Origin of the sequence: Aureimonas altamirensis (genome assembly GCF_023702225.1) — a bacterium.
GTDB classification, from domain to species: Bacteria; Pseudomonadota; Alphaproteobacteria; order Rhizobiales; family Rhizobiaceae; genus Aureimonas; species Aureimonas altamirensis_B.
The window spans coordinates 191,186-207,360 of sequence record NZ_JAMQCO010000002.1; the positions used below are offsets into that span (position 1 = coordinate 191,186).

A 16,175-nucleotide genomic window follows, 5' to 3' on the forward strand; every position below is an offset into this window, starting at 1 on the left:
GATCCGAATATCGGCGGCGGCCGACTTAAAGCTAAGCGCCCCATTCCATCGCGGCCGAGCGGCATGGATCCATCAAGAGATCCGCGAGCTGGTCGTCGAGGTGCATGATGGACAGCGATACGCCCACCATATCCAACGAGGTATAGTACGGCCCGACGAGGCTCATCGTCACCTTCAGCCCTCTCGCCTTCAGGCGCTCGCGGACGCGCCGATAGACGATATACAGCTCCATCGTGGGCGTACCGCCGAGAGAGTTGACCAGAACGGCCACACGATCCCCCTCTGCGGCAGGTATCTCGGCCAGGATACGGTCCAGCATCAGGTCCGCCGCGGCGTCGGCCCTGGCCACGGGCTGCCGGGCGATGCCCGGTTCGCCGTGGACGCCGACGCCGATCTCCATGTCCTCCGGTCCGATGACGAAACTGGGGCGACGCGTTTCCGGCAGAGAACCGGGCTCCAGCGCAATACCCATCGTGTAGGTTCGGGCATTGGCGCGCCGCGCGACGGCTTCACATGCATCGAGCGGCAGATGCCGCTCGGCTGCGGCTCCCGCGACCTTGAAGACGAAGACGTTGCCGGCGACCCCGCGCCTGGCGGCGCGCGATTCCGCCGGTGATGACGCCACGTCGTCCGTCGTGACGATCGACCGGACGGCGATCCCCTCGGCTGCGGCAAGCTCTGCCGCCATGTCGAAGTTCATGACGTCGCCCGAGAAATTACCGTAGATATACAGCACTCCCGCGCCGGAATGGACCGCGCGCGTCGCCGCCAGTATCGGGTCCGGCGGCGGCGCGGAAAATACGTTGCCGATGGCGGCGGCATCTGCGAGCCCGGGACCGACATAGCCCCAGAACCCCGGCTCATGCCCGGAGCCGCCTCCCACCACGATTCCGACCTTGCCGGGGCGCGGCGCATCCGTTCGGGCGATTGCGCGCGGCGCATCCTTGACGGGGGCCAGGATATCGTCATGCGCCGCCGCCGCGCCCGCCAGCATTTCGTCGACGGCATCATGCGGATCGTTCAGCAATTTCTTGACGCGTGTGCGGGCTGCCAAAGGCGTTTGCGCCGGCGACGCCGAGCGGCGCGGCGTATCCTGAAAGCCCTCTGCCGTCAGGATGCCGCGTCCTGTCGAGGCGTCGGTAACGAGAACGCTTACGAAACCGCCGCGCAGGGCAGCCAGTATGGCGGGAACCTTGTCGACCCCTCCGGCGACGGCGATACGGTGCGGGATCCGCCTGAGCGCCGCGAGGTCTATCCCGACGGTTCGTCCGTCCAATGGCCCCGACACCGCCTCTCCGCGCGTCGAAATGAAGCGGCCGGCGATGCTGCCGATGGCATCCTGATAATGGAGGTGCTGCGTAACCCCCTCGAAGAAGCCGCTCGTATGGATGGCGCTTTCTGGCCGCAGCGAGGAAATGCCCAGCACGATGCGGTTCGCCTCTGCAAGAACGTCCATCTGCTCGGCAAGGACGGCTTCGCCCAAGAGCATGTCGCGCACCGTCGCGCTGGATACGATCGCCGGCGCAGACAAGGGAATGCAGCGGGCGCCGAGCGCCTCGGCAAGCCGTGATGCGCAGGCCTCCGGTGTCCAGGGTATCTTGGCTGTCGTGCCTCCCGTGGCCTGCACCACCCTGATGTCGGCCAGGCCGGGCGCCTGCATCGCCTGCGCAAGGGAAAGCATCGTCCGCCCCCACGTTACGGCGATCGTATCGCCGGACCGTACGTGGAACGACAAGGCTTGCGCGCCGGCATTGCCCAGCCGTGCGATCAGCGACCGCTCTCCTCCGTCCGTAGGTATGACCAGGCAGTCCTGCAGCCCGAAATGCTCCTTCAGGGCTTCCGCAAGGGAAAGGGCGCGGAACTTGACCGGCTCGATCTCGATATTGACGAGGCCGCGGGTACGCGCGTCGGCCAGGTAGGCGTTCACCGAGGCGCGCGATACGCCCATCGTCGCGGCGATATCGCCTTGGGTCATGCCTTCTTCGTAATACAGCCAGGCCGCCCAGAGCAGTGCATCGTCGCCGAAACGCAGCGGCATCGAGCCGGGCTCTCCCGATGCCTTTCCGGCGATGCGTGTCATCGGCCAGCCTCGCCCTTGCGCTCGAGGATCAGCGCCAGTCCTTCGCGCAACCCTTCGATGACGATGACCGCTGATGCAGCGCCAGGGTCCAGATGTCCGAGGCTCCGCTCGCCGAGACGCGAGGCGCGCCCCTTCGAGGCAACCATGGCCCTGGTGGAGTCGCGGCCCTCCATCGCGGCCTCGACTGCAGCGTCGAGTGTGCGCAACGGCGAGACGCCTGCGGCCAATGCCGATTCGACGGCGCGCGCGGCTGGCCCCCATGCGTCCATCATGGTCTTGTCGCCCGCTGCAGCCTTGCCGCGTTGGCGTATCCCATCCGCCATCGCCGGTATGAGGTTGGCTATGTCGCGGTCCGACAGGCTTTCGGCATCTTCCAGGCCCTGTCCGGCCCGCAACAGGGCGCTGGCATAAAGGGGTCCGGCCGTCGCACCCACGGCACTGAGAAAGGATCGTGCCGCGATCGGGAACAATGCGCCGGCAGGTGTACCGCCGGTCGCCGCATCCCGTGTCGCACGGACGATGGCCGCAAATCCTTCGGCCATGGACGTGCCATGGTCTGCATCTCCGATGGCGCCGTCCAGTTCACCCAGCCAGTCGCGCGCTTCGGACAACCGCGTGGAAACCACGCGGAACAGATCGACCATATCGCCCGATTCTATCTTGCCCATGGCGCAGTCTCGGCCGGAATCCGGCTCATGTGCAAGCCGTCAGCCCAGCCGGCGGGCGATCGAGCCGCCGAAGGTCGACAGGATGAGGCAGCAGGACGTCGCACCGGCATCCAGGACCCCGCGGGACCGCTCCCCGAGCCGGCTGGCGCGGCCGATCCTGGCAACCAGATCCACGGTGGAATCGCGGCCCTTCTCGGCGGCGGCTGTCATCGCGTCGAGGGCCGCAGCGAATCCCTCTTGCTTGTGCGCGTCGAAGGCGGCGACGGCGGGAACCAGCGTATCCATCAGCGTCTTGTCGCCGACCTCGGCGCTGCCGACGCCGCGCACCCCGTCCAGCCCGGCATTGAGCATGGCGGAAAACGTTTCGGCATCGACCGTATCGCGGCCTTTCAGGACGGCCGCCATGTCTTCGAACATCAGGCCGTAGAGCGGCCCCATCGAGCCGCCGATCTCCGACATCAGGACATCCGAAAGCGTTGCCAGCGCTTCATCCAGGCCGACTTCGCGGCCATGGATGCGCTCGGCGGCGCGGCCGAACCCCTTGGCCATGTTCACGCCATGATCGCCATCGCCGATCTTGCCGTCGATCTCCGAAAGATAGGCCTTGTTGGCCACGATGACCGCCGCGATCTCTTCGACGATCGCGCCCTGGCCGGCATTGTCGATAGCTTGTGTCATTCTTGTCCTCACAAAGCCGGAGAGGCGGTTTCCATGTCGAGAAGGCGCTTGAGCTCGTCGTCCAGCACCATCACCGTCAACGTCGCGCCAACCATTTCGAGGGAGGTGAAGTAGTTGCCGACAAAAGCCTTGTGAACGGACAGGCCACGCTCGGAAAGGCCCTTCTCGATCCGGTCGTAAAGGACATAGAGCTCGTTCACCGGCGTCGCGCCGAGGCCGGACACCAGCACCGCCACTTCACCGCCTGCACCGACCTCGTGCTCTGCCATGACGATGTCGAGCATCTCGTCGGCAACTTCGTCGGCGGTGCGCAATGCCTCTACCTTGGTTCCGGGTTCTCCGTGGTGGCCGATGCCGACCTCCATCGTGCCCGCCTCGATGCTGAAATTGGGATGGCCCACCGCCGGCAGGGTACATGGCCCCAGGCCGACACCGACGGAGCGGCACGCATCGACGGCCTTCCGGGCGGCCGCCTGCACCTCGGCGAGCCCGGCGCCCTCCGCCGCACGCGCACCGCCGATCTTCCACATGAAGATCTCGCCCGCAACGCCACGTCGCTTCTCACGCTCTACCGGTGGCGCCGACAGGACATCGTCGTTGGCGACGACGGTGGCAACTTCGATACCGTCCTTGCCGACCATGCGCATCGCCATTTTGACGTTCATGTTGTCGCCGGCATAATTGCCATACAGCACGGCGACCCCGGCACCCCCGTCCGCAGCCCGGATGGCATCCGCGAAACTCTTCGCGGTCGGTGAGGAGAAGAGTTCGCCGACGGCGACTGCGTCGACCAGATTGCGCCCCGTATAGCCGATGAAGGCAGGCTCGTGGCCGGAGCCGCCGCCGGTCACGATGCCGACCCGTCCAGGCCGCGCCGCATCGACCGAAAGCACGACCCGCGGATTTTCCGGATGCAGGCGTACCAGGCGCCTGTGCGCCTTGACGAAGCCGGCCACCGTTTCGTCGACGAGATCGTCCGGGTTGTTGATGAAACGTTGCATGGATCTGACCTCTCCCTGCGCCGTCCCGACATGGCGGCGCCTCCCTCATCTATCGGCTCATAACGGATTTGGGCCCACCTGTCATTATTCAATAATGATTGACATATGTCACCGACAGCTTAGTGTGGCCCTGCACGTCATGGAGGCGCCTGCAGCAACTCCGCTGCAGGTTCGACGGCAGGGAGGTTTGGGAGATGGGCGAGCAGTTCGACCGCCAGTTCACATTTCTGGTTGCGGTCAACGCGCTCATCGTTGCGGGAGCGCTCCTGTCGGTCGGCCCTTCCTACACAAGCCTGTTCAATTTCCAGTCGATGGGCGCGCAGGTGCCGGAGCTTGGGCTGCTGGCGCTCGGCGTAATGCTGGCGATGGTTTCCGGCAATGGCGGCATCGATCTTTCCGGGATCGCGCTGGCCAATCTCTCCGGCATCGTGGCGGCGCTGCTGGCGCCATCCATCGCGTCACCGGACACGACGCCGCTCGCCTACACATGGGTCTTCTTCGGCGTGGCTATAGCCACCGGTATCTTCGGCGGCATCGTCAACGGCACGCTGGTCGGCTATGCCGGGTTGACGCCCATCATCGCGACCCTGGGCACGCAACTCCTGTTCACCGGCATCGCCGTGGGACTTACGGGGGGCTCCGCGCAGACGCTGGGCTTCATCCTGCCCATGGACGATTTCGGCAACATGCCCGTCTTCGGAGTGCCGCTGCCGTTTGCGCTTTTCATTGCGATCGCGGCCCTGCTGGCCATCGCCCTGCGGTTCAGCGCTTTCGGGAAACGTCTGTTCCTGATGGGCAGCAACCCGGTTGCGGCATTCTACGCAGGGATTGCGGTACGACGGATGTTGTTCGGCACCTATCTCCTGTCCAGTATTCTCGCTGCCGTCGCCGGTTTCGTGATCGCTGCCCGCACGTCCAGCGTAAAATGGGATTACGGCACGTCCTACGTGCTCGTCGCCATCCTGATCGTTGTAATGGCCGGCGTGCGCCCATCGGGCGGCTATGGACGCGTGGTCTGCGTGGTCCTGTCCGCCATTGCGCTGCAGATGCTGTCCAGCCTGTTCAACTTCATGGGTATCTCCAATTTTTTCCGCGACTGTGCATGGGGGCTGCTTCTGCTGCTGTTCCTCGCATCCGCGCGGATAGACCTGCGCCCCTTCATGCGCGTGCGGGCCTGAACCGATTGCCCCGTGCGGCCCCTCCCGCGCGAGTGCTGACCATCGAGGGATTGTGGAGGAAACGGGAATGCGCATCTTGACTGCCCTTCTGGGCACCGCCGCCTTGGGCATGGCCCTGGCTTCGCCGGTTGCGGCACAGGAAAAGAACGTCGTCACGGTGGTGAAGGTGACCGGCGAGAACTGGTTCACCCGCATGGAAGAAGGCGTCAAGGCCTACGGCGACGAGCATGACGGCATCGCCACGCGCCAGGTGGGACCTGCCAAGGCGGACGCGGCGCAACAGGCCGCCATAATCCAGGACCTGATCGCGCAGGGTGTCGACGCCATAGCCATCGTGCCGATGGACCCGTCCTCCCTGGAGGGCGTCCTGCGGCGCGCGATGCAACGGGGCATCAAGGTTGTCACGCACGAGGCCGACAACCTGCAGAATACGCAAGTGGACCTCGAGGCGTTCGACAACGCCGAGTTCGGCGCCCATTTCAACGAACAGCTGGCGGAATGCATGGGCCACGAGGGCAAGTGGACATCCTTCGTCGGCTCGCTTGGCAGCCTGACGCATGTGCAATGGGCGGACGGCGGCGCGAAGAATGCCGAGAAGTACGAGAACATGGAACTCGTCTCGGCCAAGAACGAGTCCTTCAACGACGCCAACCGCGCCTATGATCTTGCCCGCGAGATCCTGCGCGCGCATCCCGATATCAAGGGCTTCCAGGGGGGCTCCGCGATCGATGTCATCGGCATCGGACGCGCCGTCGAGGAAGCCGGCATCGCCGACAAGACGTGCGTCTACGGCCTGGGCCTGCCCAAGGATACCGGCCCCTATCTCGAGACGGGCGCGGTCGACGGCATCGCCTTCTGGGACCCGAAGGATGCCGGCTATGTCATGAACATCCTGGCCGAAAAAGTCCTGAATGGCGAAGAGATAACCGACGGCATGGATCTCGGCGTTCCCGGCTACGACAAGGTCAGCGTCACGGACGGCCCGGGCGAAGGCGTGATCGTGCGCGGACAGGCCTGGGTGGACGTCACCAAGGATAACTACAAGGACTATCCCTTCTGAGAATGACGGAAGGAACGAAGCCGCGGGGCAGGCTGTCGCCTGCCCCGCCGACGGCGGATGACAGGAACACGGCGATGGCGCGCGACGGCAACCCCGAGATGAACGACGGCTCCGCGTTTCTGGAGGTCAGCAACCTCCACAAGCGTTACGGCGGCGTTCATGCGCTGCGCGGCGTCAGCTTTCGGATCGACCGTGGACAGACGTACCACCTTCTCGGCGAGAACGGCTGCGGCAAGTCTACCCTCATCCGGATTCTGTCGGGTGCACAACCTGCCACGGAAGGCAGCCTCGTCATCGACGGGATCAAACGCGATCGGTTGAACCCCATCGCCGCGCTGAAGGCCGGGATCGAGACGGTCTACCAAGATCTTTCCCTTCTGCCGAACATGTCGGTGGAAGAGAATGTCGCGCTGAATCAGCAACTTGTGGAAGGGGACGGACGTCTGTTCAGGGGTCTTTCCGGTCCAAGGCTCAGATCCACGGCCCGCGCCGCATTGGCCAGGGTGGACTTGCCCACCGACACCGCATTTCTGAAACGTCGCATAGAAGACCTTCCAATCGCGACACGCCAGCTCGTCGCCATAGCCCGCGCCATCGCCGGCCGGGCCGGGCTGGTCATCATGGACGAGCCGACCACATCCTTGACGCGCCGGGAGGTAGAGAACCTGATCGCCGTCGTGCGACGCCTTCACGCGGACGGCGTCTCGGTGCTGTTCGTCACGCACAAGCTGGACGAGTGCAAGGCGATCGGTGGCCAGGCCATCGTGATGCGCGACGGCGCGATCGTCCGCCAATGCGACATTGCCGGAGCGTCCAAACGCGAATTGGCCGCCTTGATGACCGGCCGCGATATCGACGAAGGGCGCTATCGGACCCGGCCGCGCATCGGTGATACGTTGCTGGAAACACACGCGCTCGGAAAGAAGGCCGCCTTCCGCGACGTCTCGCTTGCATTGGCCGAAGGGGAAATTCTCGGGATAACCGGCCTGCTCGATTCGGGGCGCAACGAGCTGGCGCGGGCCCTGGCCGGCGTCTCGCCCGCGGACACTGGCCAGATACGCATGGGCGGCAGCGCCATCACGCTGGCGACACCGTCGCAAGCCAATCGGGCGGGCATCGGATATGTGCCCGAGGACCGACTGACGGAAGGCCTGTTCCTTGAGAAGCCGATCGAGGAAAACCTCGTGATGGCTATTCTTCGCAAGCTCCGAAACGGGCTCGGCCTCATCGACAGACGGAAGAGCGCCGAAGTCGCGAACGGGCTGATGCGGGACCTGAAAGTCGCCGCGCCGGACATCAAGCGTCCGGTACAATCGCTTTCAGGTGGCAACCAGCAGCGGATCCTGATCGGCCGCTGGCTGGCTATCCAGCCGCGCCTTCTGATCCTCCATGGCCCGACCGTCGGAGTGGACGTCGGTTCCAAGGATACGATCTTCCGCATCATCCAGGCCCTCGCCGACGGCGGAATGGCCGTCATCATCATCAGCGACGACCTGCCGGAACTGCTTCAGAACTGCGATCGGATCGCGGTCATGCAGAAGGGGCATATCGTTTCCATCGACGCGGCGACGGACCTGGACGAGGCCGCGCTGTACGAACGGATGGGCGCTGCATTGCAGCTCGGCGCGAACCGCAACAGGGCCTGACACGAATGACCACGGATACGATACCAGCCGCCGCGCCGAGCCTTCCGAACCGCATTGTCGGAGTTTTCCGCCGCCATCCCGAAGCCTTCGCTGCCCTTCTGATCGTCGTCATCTGCATCGTCGTCGGTACGATCAACCCGGCCTTCTGGCAGCTCGCAAACCTGTTCGATATCCTGCGGGCATCGGTCGTGCGCGGGCTCTTCGCGCTCGGCGTCCTGATGGTGCTTGCGGCAGGTGGCCTGGACGTTTCGTTTTCGGCCATCGCGGCCTTCGTCATGTATGCGGTGACGAAAGCGGTCACGCTCTTCGCCCCGGATACCGGTATGCTCGTCATCTTCTGTGTCGCGGCACTGGGCGGCGCATTGCTCGGGGCGATCAACGGCGTCCTCGTCAATGCACTCAAGGCGCCTTCGCTGATCGTCACCATCGGCACGCAATACGCCTATCGCGGCTTCCTGCTGACATTCGTCGGCACTGCCCTGTTCATGAATATTCCAGCGGCGATGGACAGGTTCGGACAGGCCAGCCTGATGACGCGCACCGCGGAGAACGGCTTCACCGTGCAATTGCCCGCATTCGTGCTGGTGCTTGCGGCAGCCGCACTCGCCACCTGGGCGATCCTGCGCTTCACGCTGATCGGGCGCGCCGTATATGCCCTCGGCGGCAGGCCCGACATAGCGGAACGGCTCGGCTACAAAGTGGCGACCGTTCAGCTGTTCGTCTTCGCCTGGGCGGGAATGCTGGCGGGCATAGGCGGTATCATCCACGTGTCCAGCAATCGGCTGGCCAATCCGTTCGACCTTGCAGGCATCGAGCTTTCGGTCATCGCGGCCGTAATCCTTGGCGGCGCGCGGATAACCGGAGGCTCGGGCACGGTGCTCGGCACGCTCCTGGGCGTCGTGCTCATAACGCTGGTCAGCAACGTCCTGATCATGGTTGGCATCCCGAGCACCTGGCAAACGGCCATTCTCGGCCTGTTCATCGTATCAGCCGGCGTCTTCTTCGTGCTGCAGCGTCGATAGGCTCGCACTCCATGCCGCAAGAATGACGGCGGCAGAGGCCGCCCCGGCGTCGACATGGCCGAGGCCGCGTTCGCCAAGCTTGGCCGAACGCCCCTTGCGCGCAACCAGATCGGCCGTGCGCCGCGCTCCCTGCGCCGCCGCCTCCGCCGCACCGGTCAGGCAGTCCGCCGTCGAGCCGCCGCGGCTTGCAACCGACGCCGCCGCTTCCGCCGCCGGCAGCCACGCATCCAGCATGGTCTTGTCGCCGGCAACGGCCCTGCCACGGCCGGCGATGCCTTCGGCCATCGCAGCGACCAGCCGCGCGACGGCGCCGGCATCGAGGTTGCGACGATCCCGCACCGCCTCCGCCGCCTTCAGGAAGGCGGTCGCATAGAGCGGCCCGGCCGAGGCGCCGACCGCTTCCAGGAAAGCCGAAGAGGCCACGCGAGATTGTGCCGTCACGGTCGCGCCCTCGGGCTGCGCATTCAGCGCCGCGACGATGGCCCGCCAGCCCATATCCATCGTGACGCCATGGTCGCCATCGCCGATCACGCCGTCCAGGGCCGAGAGCCTGTCTTTCTCATGCGCAATCGCTTCGGCCGCCGCCAGCATCATGGAGCGGAAGCCGGCGGGGGTGATGTCGCCGTCTTCCCGCAGCGCGGCGTCGTCCTGCACGTCGGCACGCCGGGCATGTTCATGCCGCCGGTGGGAAAGCCCTGCGGACGATGGGGCGGCGGGCGCGCCGTGGCTCCACGCCAGAGCGTGGCAGGGGTGATCCAGAAGAGCCTCGAGCTCGGCGTCGAGCTTCATCACCGTCACCGATGCGCCGCCCATCTCCAGCGAGGTGGCATATTCGCCCACGAAGCTGCGATGGATCACGACGCCGACTTCGTCCAGCCGCGCCTTGACCCGCCGGTGCAGGATATAAAGCTCCATTTACGGGGTAGCTCCGAGCCCGTTGACCATCACCGCCACCCGTTCGCCTTCCGCAAGGGCGAGGTCGGCGAGGATCGGTTCCAGCAACCGGTCGGCAACGCTGTCGGCACTTTCCAGCGGGACGCGCGAGATGCCGGGCTCTCCATGCAGGCCCATCCCGATCTCCATCTCGCCATCGCCGATCTCGAAGTTCGGCACCGCCGTCTGCGGCAGGGAGCACGGGGTCAGGGCGACGCCCATCGAGGCCGTATGGCGATTGGCATGGCGTGCCAGCCGTTCGACGCCGTCCAGGTCATGGCCGAGATCGGCCGCCGCACCGGCGATCTTGAAGACGAATCCGTCTCCGGCGATGCCGCGCCGTTCGTGCCTTCGCTCGGAAGGAGCCGAGGCGACATCGTCCGTCACCTGCACGCTGCGCGCCTCGATGCCGTCTCCCGCCAGCAACTCCGCGGCCATGTCGAAATTCATCACGTCGCCGGTGTAATTGCCGTAGATGAAGAGCGCGCCTGCCCCGCCGTCCACGGCGCGGGCCGCCTCGGCCGCCTGTTCGGGAGAAGGAGACGCGAAGACGTTGCCGACGGCCGCTGCATCGGCCAGACCGCGCCCGACATAACCGAAGAAGGCCGGCTCGTGGCCGGAGCCACCCCCCACGACGACGGCGACCTTGCCGTCGCGCGGACCATCGACAGCGACGACGGCGCGCCGCGCACGCCCTTCCACCCTCAGCAGCGCCGGATGCGCACCCGCGACGCCGTCCAGCATCTGCGATATGACATCATCCGGATTGTTGATGAGCTTCTTGGTACGCCGCTCCGCCATCTCGCCGCCCTCCCGAATGCCTGGTTCACGTTCAGATTGTATGGTCTAACCGAAGGCAGCCACAACGGTTTCGATGGGCAGGAACAGCGTCCGGCTGTCCTCGGGATACTCGACGAACTCCGCATAGCGCAGATAGAAGCGCTTCGCCGCCTTATCCTTCGCCTGGACCATCACCGCCCCGATTCCGATGCTTTGCGAGGCCAGCGCGATCCGCCGCAAAGCATCCGATAACAGGTCCGCGCCGAGGCCCCTGCCCGCGTGGTCGAGGCTGACGGCGAGCCGCCCGATGATCGAAACCGGAATCTGGTCGGGCGCGTTACGTCGCACCTTGCCGGGAGCCGCACCCCGCTCGACCGATCCCGCCGAGATGCAGAAATAGCCGACGACCCGATTTCCCGCGCACACGACATAGGTGCGCGAGAACCGGCTTTCGTTCTTCAAGGCCCGCTGGCGCAGCCAGTCGTTCAGCGCAGGCTCGCCGCAGTCGAATGCCGAAAGATCATGCTCTACTGTCAGAGGAACGGGGGCCGAAAGTCGCAATTCAGGCTGGTCAGGCGTGTCGTCTACCTCTGCCATGCCGGGGTCCGGCGCAGCAGGGCCTTGAGCTTCGGTCCCGGCGCGGGCGGGTTGTCGATCGCCTGCATGAAGGCGTCGTAGCGTTCGGGATCAAGGGTGAACAGGCGCTGGTCGAGCAGCACATCCACCGCTTGCCGCCGTGCGCTTTCCACCATGAACTCCGTGCGCGTCTTGCCGAGCACCGCCGCAGCATCGTCGATGAGCTGGCGGGTGGTGGACTCTATCCGCAGGTTGATGCTGCCCTTGGCGTCCGCCTTAGAGGCGCGCGCCGCGACGGCAGCGTTCTTGGAACGAGAAGATTCGGAAGGGGCGAGACGTGTTTTTGCCATGACCGAAAATATGGGTGTCTGTATCCACACTGTCAATACAGAAGGCACTCATAGAGGATCGGGCTTAAGGTCCGCTTCCCCTGTATCGATGTAGGGTGACCAGAAGGCAATGCTTTCCGCGATGGCCGGGATGACGCGACGGTCGTCCGGCTCGCGCTCCTTGAACGACAGTTCCAGGCAGATTTCGTTGTCGGCGGCGCCGCCTTCGCGCAGGGCGTCCAGCAGCGGCTCCGGCTTGATGCGCCCATTGGCGTTGTGTTCCGCCGTGAAGGGGCGGTGGCCGCTCTTGTCCATCTTCGACTGCTTGATATGGATGATGGGCGAAACCGTCGGAACGGCACGCGCCCAGGCATAGGGGTCCGTATCGTCCGGGTTCGGCGAGGTGACGTCGCCATGGTCGATATCGGCCATCATGAACATGGGAACGGCCATCCCTGCAGCCGAAAGCCGGTTCTGCAGCGTCAGGCATTCGGCGATGGTGTGGCCGAACTCGCGGCCGACGGACATCGGCTCCCAGTAGATGTAGTCCAGCCCGGCCGTCCGGGCGTGTTCGGCCACCTCGGCCCAGCAATCGATGGCGATGGCCGTCAGCTCTTCCCGCCGCGCCGGGTCGTCATAGTCGCGGTAGGTGAAGATGGCGAACTGCGTGCCGACCGAGACGCCGCCGAGATCGGCCGTGATGTCGGCGAAGGTCTTGAACCAGTCCACGTAATAGCGCCGCACGTCACGGTCGGGATGTCCGAAATGGTTGAGCCGCCCGTATGGGCCCGTCATGCCGGATGTGACGCGCACGCCCGTCCGGTCCAGCGCGGCGGACATCGCGCGCGTCAGCCGGCGGATCACCGGCGCCGGCCAGGACGGATTGATGAACTCGTGCGTCAACTGCAGGTCGCGGATACGGAGTTCCCGCGCCACGGTGTCGACCAGGTCGTCGACATCGGCGAAACGATTGACGAGCGGATTGGTGTTGAGGGAAAGCGTCAGGGCCATGTCGGGATCGTCCAATGCTGCAAGATGGGTCAGGCGGCGATATCGGCCCGATCGTCGAACCAATCGGCCAGCTCGCGCTTTTCCGAGTCGTTCAGGTGCAGGCCGTGCTTGGTGCGGCGCACCAGCACGTCGTCGGCCGTCATCGCCCATTCATGCTCGATCAGGTAGCGGACCTCGGCCTCGTACAAATCGCCGCCGAAATGACGGCCCAGTTCGGCCAGGCTGGCTGCTCCGCCCACCAGGATGTGGGTGCGCGCGCCGTACAGCCGCCCGTAATGGCGCATCAGCCGGCGCGGCATCCAGGGATAGGCCTCGCGCAGCCTTTCGGTGAAAGTCACGAAATCCGCGTTGGGAATCTCGCCGCCCGGCAGCGGCGAGCCGCTCGTCCAGGAACCCTTCATGCCCGGGAAATAGCTCTCGATCTTCTCCACCGCATGCTCTGCAAGCTTGCGGAAGGTGGTGATCTTGCCGCCGAAGACGTTGAGCAACGGCACGCCGTCTGTCTCGTCGAGGTCGAACGTGTAGTCGCGCGTCACGGCCGAAGGGTTGCCCTTGCCGTCATCGAACAGGGGACGCACGCCGGAGAAGGCATGGATGATGTCCTCGCGCCGCAACTGTTCCTTGAAGTACCGGTTCACCACGTCCAGCAGGTAGCCGATTTCGCTTTCGTCGGCGGTCACGTCTTCCGGTCGGCCTTCGTAGGGAATGTCGGTCGTGCCGATCAGCGCCTTGTCGCCTTCGTAGGGGTTGATGAAGATGACGCGCTTGTCGTGGTTCTGGACGAGATAGGCTTGCGAGCCTTCCCAGAACTTCGGAACGATGATGTGGCTGCCCTTCACCAGGCGCACATTGCGCGGGCTGTTGCTGCCGGCCACGCGGCCCGCGATATCCTTGACCCATGGGCCGCCGGCATTCGCCACCACCCTGGCCCGGAGCATGCGCTTTTCCCCGGTCTCGCGGTTGGTCAGCTCCGCCGTCCATGCGCCATTCTCGCGTCGGACACTGGTGCAGGCCGTGCGCGTCAGAACTTCCGCGCCCTTTTCGGCCGCCCCGACGGCGTTCAGCACCACCAGGCGTGCATCGTCCACCCAGCAGTCCGAATATTCGAAGCCGCGCGTGTAGGTATCCTTGATGGGCGCGCCTTCCGGGTCGCGCCGCAGATCCAGCGAGCGTGTGCCCGGCAGCTTCCGGCGTCCGCCGAGATGGTCGTAGAGAAAGAGGCCCAGCCGCACCAGCCAGGCCGGCCGGTCGTCCGGGCTGTGCGGCAGCACGAAGCGCATGGGCCAGATGATGTGCGGGGCCGAGTTCAGAAGAACTTCGCGCTCGATCAACGCCTCGCGCACCAGCCTGAACTCGTAATATTCGAGATAGCGCAGGCCCCCGTGCACCAGCTTGCCGGAGCGCGACGAGGTGCCCTGCGCCAGATCGTCCTTTTCGCACAGGACGACGGAAAGGCCACGGCCCGCCGCATCACGCGCGATGCCCGCGCCGTTGATGCCGCCGCCGACGACCAGCAGGTCGATCATTCGGGTATCGCTCATCATGCACTCCCTTCGGTCGCCTCGGCGGCGTCCATGGTCTGTTCCGTATGCTCACGTGCGGGTTGTTCGCCGCCGGCCTTGCCGATGCCGGCTCCGCGGTTGTCGGCCATCGTCTGCCACACCCCCTCGAGGGCGCGGCGCGCCTGCCCATAGGCGGCGAAGTCGCGGTCGTAGATCGTTTGGAGTTCGATATCCGGGGCTTCCGCCGCGCCCAGAAGCGGCGTCACCCATTCCGCGATGCAGGAATCCATGTCTGGATAGGCGCCGATGGCCACTGCGGCCATCATCGCCGCACCGGCCGCCCCGGCCTCTTCGCGGGCGGAGACGCGGACCGGCGCACCGATCGCGGCGGAAAGCACGCCGCGCAACGCACGGGAGCGCGCCGCGCCGCCCGTCAGCCGCAGTTCAGCCGGCATGTCGCCCATCGCGGCATAGCAATCGCGCGTCGCCATGCCGAGCCCCTCGACGACCGCCCGGACAAGATCCGGAAACCGATGGGTGGCCGCAAGTCCGATGAAGCTGGCGCGCGCATTGGCATCGATGAAGGGTCCGCGCTCGCCCGTATCCGAAATGTAGGGATGGTACAGGATGGAGCCGGGGCGGCTGCGATCCATCCAGCCGTCGATCCGTCGAACCAGGTCCGCATGGGGCACGGGCTGGCCGGCCTCGCCCAAGAGGTCGCCGGCGACGCGCAGCAGCCAGTCGATGTTCAGCGTGGCGGCCATGTTCGTCTGGACCTGCGTCACCATGCCGGGCACCGGCAGCAGGATCACGTAGCCGGTCCCCTCGTCGTTCAGGACCACGTCGTCGGCCGGGACGGCCCGCATGTGCACGCCGGTGGACCCCACCGTGGAGCAGGCCGCGTTGCGATGGCCGGTATGGACGCCTGCCCCAAGCGCCGTCATCACCATGTCGACGAAGCCGAGCGAGACCGGGGTTCCGGCGAGGAGGCCGGTGGCCTCGGCGGCCTCCGGCGTCAGATCGTGCGTCACACGCGTTCCATCGACGATCTCGGGCAGAAGGCGACGCTCGCGCGTCAGCCCGAGCGCGTCGATGACCGCATCGTCATAAGCGCGGCGGCGAAAGTCGCCGAAGGTGAAGCTCGCCTCCGACGGGTCGGTGGCACGCATCCCCGTCAGGTTGAGGTAAAGCCAGTCCTTGCAATGCAGGGCGACTTCGGCCGCCTGCAGCAGTTCCGGCGCGGCGCTGGCCATATGCGCCATCTGTGCGCCCTGCTGGCAGGTATTGAGCCCGGTACCCGTTGCCGCGAACCGCTCCCGCTCCTGCATGGCGCCACGCAGGCGGCGCACGGTCGGCGCGGCCCGCGCATCCAGCCACAGCCATGCATCGCCCACCGGGCGGTTTCCCGCGCCGACGAGCCAGGTGCCGTCGCCTTGCCCGGTCACGGACAGGGCGGCAACGCGCGCGGCAAGGCCCGGCGTGCCGGCCACCAGCTCGCGCAGGGCCTGGACGCAATCGGCCCACGTCTGCTCCAGCGATTGCGTCGCGGCGCCGTCGGCCCCATGCGAATAACGGTTGAGGACCGACGCGACCGCCAGTTGCCGTCCACGGAGGTCGAAAGCGACGGCCTTGATGACGGATGTGCCGGCATCGATGCCGATGACGACATCCTTGCCCTTCGACGGACCCTGCATTCTCTTTCCTCCCACGC

14 protein-coding genes and 1 pseudogene are annotated in these 16,175 nt (G+C 65.8%); 4 read left to right on the top strand and 11 right to left on the bottom strand.

Features of this window, described 5'->3' with window-relative positions; all coding sequences use genetic code 11:
• Positions 1 to 31 precede the first annotated feature (31 nt).
• From NDN16_RS03615 to NDN16_RS03630, 4 genes are read right to left on the bottom strand one after another with little or no spacing between them, the layout of a single operon-like run.
• A complete protein-coding gene (locus NDN16_RS03615; RefSeq protein ID WP_251112261.1) occupies positions 32 to 2,080 on the bottom strand; it encodes a bifunctional sugar-binding transcriptional regulator/dihydroxyacetone kinase subunit DhaK in 2,049 nt (682 codons plus the stop codon).
• Positions 2,077 to 2,748, bottom strand: coding sequence for a dihydroxyacetone kinase subunit DhaL (gene dhaL / locus NDN16_RS03620; protein ID WP_251112262.1), 672 nt, complete (start codon positions 2,746 to 2,748; stop codon positions 2,077 to 2,079). Before dhaL (NDN16_RS03620) ends, NDN16_RS03615 begins: the two co-directional genes overlap by 4 nt.
• Positions 2,749 to 2,787: 39 nt before the next feature.
• Positions 2,788 to 3,438, bottom strand: coding sequence for a dihydroxyacetone kinase subunit DhaL (dhaL, locus tag NDN16_RS03625; RefSeq protein WP_251112263.1), 651 nt, complete (start codon positions 3,436 to 3,438; stop codon positions 2,788 to 2,790).
• Complete coding sequence (locus NDN16_RS03630; protein ID WP_251112264.1) at positions 3,435 to 4,427, bottom strand: dihydroxyacetone kinase subunit DhaK; 993 nt, start codon at positions 4,425 to 4,427, stop codon at positions 3,435 to 3,437. The genes dhaL (NDN16_RS03625) and NDN16_RS03630 overlap by 4 nt, the downstream gene beginning before the upstream one ends.
• 194 nt (positions 4,428 to 4,621) lie before the next feature.
• Here NDN16_RS03630 and NDN16_RS03635 point away from each other — a divergent pair, with 194 nt between their 5' ends.
• The 4 genes from NDN16_RS03635 to NDN16_RS03650 all read left to right on the top strand — a co-directional run bounded on the left by NDN16_RS03635 (position 4,622) and on the right by NDN16_RS03650 (position 9,333).
• Positions 4,622 to 5,605 carry an ABC transporter permease gene (locus NDN16_RS03635; RefSeq protein ID WP_251112265.1) on the top strand — a complete coding sequence of 328 codons (984 nt, stop codon included), beginning with the start codon at positions 4,622 to 4,624 and terminating at the stop codon, positions 5,603 to 5,605.
• Between the two features lie 67 nt (positions 5,606 to 5,672).
• On the top strand, positions 5,673 to 6,665 hold the full coding sequence (locus tag NDN16_RS03640) for a substrate-binding domain-containing protein (protein ID WP_251112266.1): 993 nt from the start codon (positions 5,673 to 5,675) through the stop codon (positions 6,663 to 6,665).
• A gap of 74 nt (positions 6,666 to 6,739) precedes the next feature.
• Positions 6,740 to 8,311: a sugar ABC transporter ATP-binding protein gene (locus NDN16_RS03645; protein WP_251112552.1), complete on the top strand. Its 1,572-nt coding sequence runs from the start codon at positions 6,740 to 6,742 to the stop codon at positions 8,309 to 8,311.
• 5 nt (positions 8,312 to 8,316) lie between these two features.
• Positions 8,317 to 9,333, top strand: a complete 1,017-nt coding sequence (locus NDN16_RS03650; RefSeq protein WP_251112267.1) for an ABC transporter permease — start codon at positions 8,317 to 8,319, stop codon at positions 9,331 to 9,333.
• Here the strand turns inward: NDN16_RS03650 and dhaL (NDN16_RS03655) are convergent.
• The 7 genes and pseudogenes from dhaL (NDN16_RS03655) to NDN16_RS03685 form a co-directional block, all read right to left on the bottom strand.
• Complete coding sequence (gene dhaL / locus NDN16_RS03655; RefSeq protein ID WP_251112553.1) at positions 9,298 to 9,927, bottom strand: dihydroxyacetone kinase subunit DhaL; 630 nt, start codon at positions 9,925 to 9,927, stop codon at positions 9,298 to 9,300. The two genes, NDN16_RS03650 and dhaL (NDN16_RS03655), sit on opposite strands and share 36 nt — an antisense overlap.
• A gap of 150 nt (positions 9,928 to 10,077) precedes the next feature.
• Positions 10,078 to 11,067: pseudogene (locus NDN16_RS03660) on the bottom strand (dihydroxyacetone kinase subunit DhaK); the annotation flags it as partial.
• Positions 11,068 to 11,112: 45 nt separating this feature from the next.
• Entirely contained in the window at positions 11,113 to 11,643 is a 531-nt protein-coding gene (locus NDN16_RS03665; RefSeq protein ID WP_251112268.1) for a GNAT family N-acetyltransferase, read from the bottom strand.
• The gene (locus NDN16_RS03670) at positions 11,631 to 11,972 is read right to left on the bottom strand and encodes a DUF1778 domain-containing protein (protein WP_251112269.1); all 342 of its coding nucleotides are present in this window, start codon (positions 11,970 to 11,972) and stop codon (positions 11,631 to 11,633) included. Before NDN16_RS03670 ends, NDN16_RS03665 begins: the two co-directional genes overlap by 13 nt.
• A 48-nt stretch (positions 11,973 to 12,020) precedes the next feature.
• Positions 12,021 to 12,962, bottom strand: a complete 942-nt coding sequence (locus tag NDN16_RS03675; RefSeq protein ID WP_251112270.1) for a sugar phosphate isomerase/epimerase family protein — start codon at positions 12,960 to 12,962, stop codon at positions 12,021 to 12,023.
• Positions 12,963 to 12,991: 29 nt separating this feature from the next.
• Positions 12,992 to 14,503: a glycerol-3-phosphate dehydrogenase gene (locus NDN16_RS03680; protein WP_251112271.1), complete on the bottom strand. Its 1,512-nt coding sequence runs from the start codon at positions 14,501 to 14,503 to the stop codon at positions 12,992 to 12,994.
• The gene (locus NDN16_RS03685) at positions 14,503 to 16,158 is read right to left on the bottom strand and encodes an FGGY-family carbohydrate kinase (protein WP_251112272.1); all 1,656 of its coding nucleotides are present in this window, start codon (positions 16,156 to 16,158) and stop codon (positions 14,503 to 14,505) included. The genes NDN16_RS03680 and NDN16_RS03685 overlap by 1 nt, the downstream gene beginning before the upstream one ends.
• Positions 16,159 to 16,175 lie beyond the last annotated feature (17 nt).